This window comes from Frigoribacterium sp. CFBP 13712 (assembly GCF_014842255.1).
Lineage (GTDB): Bacteria > Actinomycetota > Actinomycetes > Actinomycetales > Microbacteriaceae > Frigoribacterium.
This window is the reverse complement of sequence record NZ_JACYVH010000018.1, coordinates 1-2,584: the sequence shown is the minus strand read 5'-3', so window position 1 is coordinate 2,584 and position 2,584 is coordinate 1. Positions and strand designations below refer to the sequence as shown.

General features: G+C 69.9%; 1 protein-coding gene. It reads right to left on the bottom strand.

Annotated features, from left to right (window positions below):
* Positions 1-2,200 (bottom strand): hypothetical protein (locus tag IFT51_RS14700; RefSeq protein WP_192061835.1); only part of this gene is annotated, 2,200 nt, incomplete at its 3' end.
* Between the last annotated feature and the right edge of the window lie 384 nt (positions 2,201-2,584).

Genomic DNA, 2,584 nt, shown 5'->3' with positions numbered 1-2,584 from the left:
GTGCGGTGACGACGATCGGTGCGGTCGTCGCGGCGGGGGTGATGGTCGGGCCGGTGTGGCGTTCGCCGATCTGCTTGCCGTCCTTCGACTGCGTGATGGTCGCGGTGTACGGCGCGTTGCCGAGCCAGCGCGACACGGTCCAGTCGCCGGACGCGTTCGCGGTCCCCGTGACGGGTGCGAGGCCGTAGCCGAGACGCACGGCGATATCGGCACCCGGGGTGGCGGTGCCGGCGAAGGTCACGACGCTGCCCGCGGCGAAGGTGCTGCCGTCGACAGGGGATGTGACGGTGATCGTTCGTTCGTCGGACTCGCCGCCTTCGGAGTCGTCGGCGACCGTGAACGACCGGGTCGACACGGCCGGCGCGGCCTCCTCCCAGAACGGGGTCTCCGTGACCGTCATCTCGTGGTCACCGGCGGACAGCGGTGCGTCGAGCTCGACGCGCCAGCTGCCGTCGGCGAGCACGTCGGCCTTGCCGAGTTCGCCGGCGAGGGTCTCGGAGGTCTCCGTCGTGCTGCTGATGGCGACGGTCGATCCAGGGATCCCGGTGCCGGTGAAGACCTCGGTGTCGGCGGGGATGGTCTCGCCCTCGGCGGGCGAGGTGACGTCGATCGGGAAGATCTCGGAAGCGTCGAATTCCTCCGTGGGTTCGACCGCGACGGTGGTGCGGTCCGACATGGCCAGATCCCGGACGGTGATGACGTCGAGCTCCTCGCCCGCGTACTGAGCGTCGACGGAGATCATGAACGCACCGTTCCAGGTGGTGTCGGCGCCGCCGATGAAGCTCCCCTCATGCTGGACGATCACGCCCGGCACGTCGAACTCGGTGGCGAAGTACGACGTCGTCCCCGCGAGATAGAAGCCGCTCTCGGCATCGCCCACGACCCCGTGGATCCGAGGTGCCGCGAGAGGAGACGGCTCGGGGGCGGCGACCGGCGTGAGGGGGATCTCGAGTGATCGACCCCGGCTCTCCCCCAGGAGGCCCGTGACGGTGGCTGTCGCACCGGCGAGCGAGCCGTCGAGCACGAAGGTGAAGCGTCCGTTGCTGCCGCGCACGGTCTCCTCGTGGTCTCCGACGACGATCTCGGCCGTGGTCGCGCGGTTGGCGATGACCCGGACGACGATCCTCCCCGACGCGTTCTCGGTGACCGACGACAGCATCGGCTGACTCGGCGTCCAGCCGGCGGCGGCGTCGTCATCCGCGTCGTCGGCGACGACGAACGCCGTGCCCGCGGTCTGCTTCGCGGCGGAGGCCCAGGTCGGTGTCTCGGTGACGACGGTGTCGTAGTTCCCGGCGGGGAGTGCCGGCGAGGTGCAGCTCCAGTCGCCCAGCGACGAGACGCGGGTCTCGCACAGGGTCGAGGAGGTGCGGTTCGTCTTCTCGTCGCGGGTCACGACGATCTGCGAGTTCGGGATGCCGGAGCCGGCGAAGGTCGCCTCGGGGGCCGCGAGCACGTCGCCCGCGGTGGGCGATGCGACCTCGAGCGGGTGGACCTCGGAGGCGGTGTTGCGCTGGGTGGGGACGAGCGCGACCTGGGCCGCTTCGCTCGCATGGCTCCCGTAGGAGCCGGTCACGTCGATGACCTCACCTGCACGGGCGATCGGCAACGTCAACGAGAAGGCGCCGTTCTCGGAGGGGAAGTCGAACGACATGCCCGATCCCTCGGCCCAGACCACGGTCTTGTGGAAGAGGCCAGGGCGATGGGTGATCGTTCCCTCGATGACGAGATGGTCGTCGTCGTACTGGCTGACGGCGTGGACGACGGGCGTGCCGGGCGCGTCGTCCTCGCCCTCGGCGGACATCGGTCCGAGCACGACCTCGGCGGCTGAGCTGCTGCGCGAGGAGTAGTCGTAGGCGCGGATGGTCGCGGTCTTGCCGACGTCCTGCGCGGAGATCGAATGAGTGAAACGGCCGTTCCAGACCCCGACCGTTCCGCCGCTGATACCGTTCGCGACGTCGATTCGGACGAAGTCGGCGTCGGGCGCGAGGCCGCCGAGGGTGAGTCGGGAACCGCTCTCCTCAGCTTGGATGAAGGCGACCTGCGGCGTGGGGAGCGAGGCCGTGGCGCGGTCCTCCGCGTCGACGGCGGCAGCAGCCCGGTCGCCGTTCGCGGGGACGGCCGCGGCCGAGAGCGGGGTGGTCGCCCCGAGGACGAGGGTCGCGAGACCGGCAGTGGCCAGCCCGGTGATGATCTTGGACATGTCTTCTTTCGACTGGGGACGGTGAAGACCGATCGGGGCGGCCATGTCGTATATTACATTCGCAGAGCGCGCACCCTGACCCCGTGATCGCATCGAGGGGCGGCGGGATTTTCGAGCATCGACGGAGGCGCGCCATCAGCAGTCGGAGAGCGTCACCATCGTGGCCGCGAGTCGACGAAGCCCCCGGAGCGAGCGTGGGCTCGTTCCAGGGGCTTCGTCGTGTCGTCGAGGCGACTGCCGCCTTTCGGCGGTTCGCCGCCGTGTCTTAGCGGGCGGGGGTGATGGTGGGCCCGGTGTGGGTGGCGGTGAGCGGGGTGCCGTTCTTGGACTGGATCACCTTGGCGGTGTAGGGCGCGTTGCCGAGCCAGCGCGAGACGCTCCAGT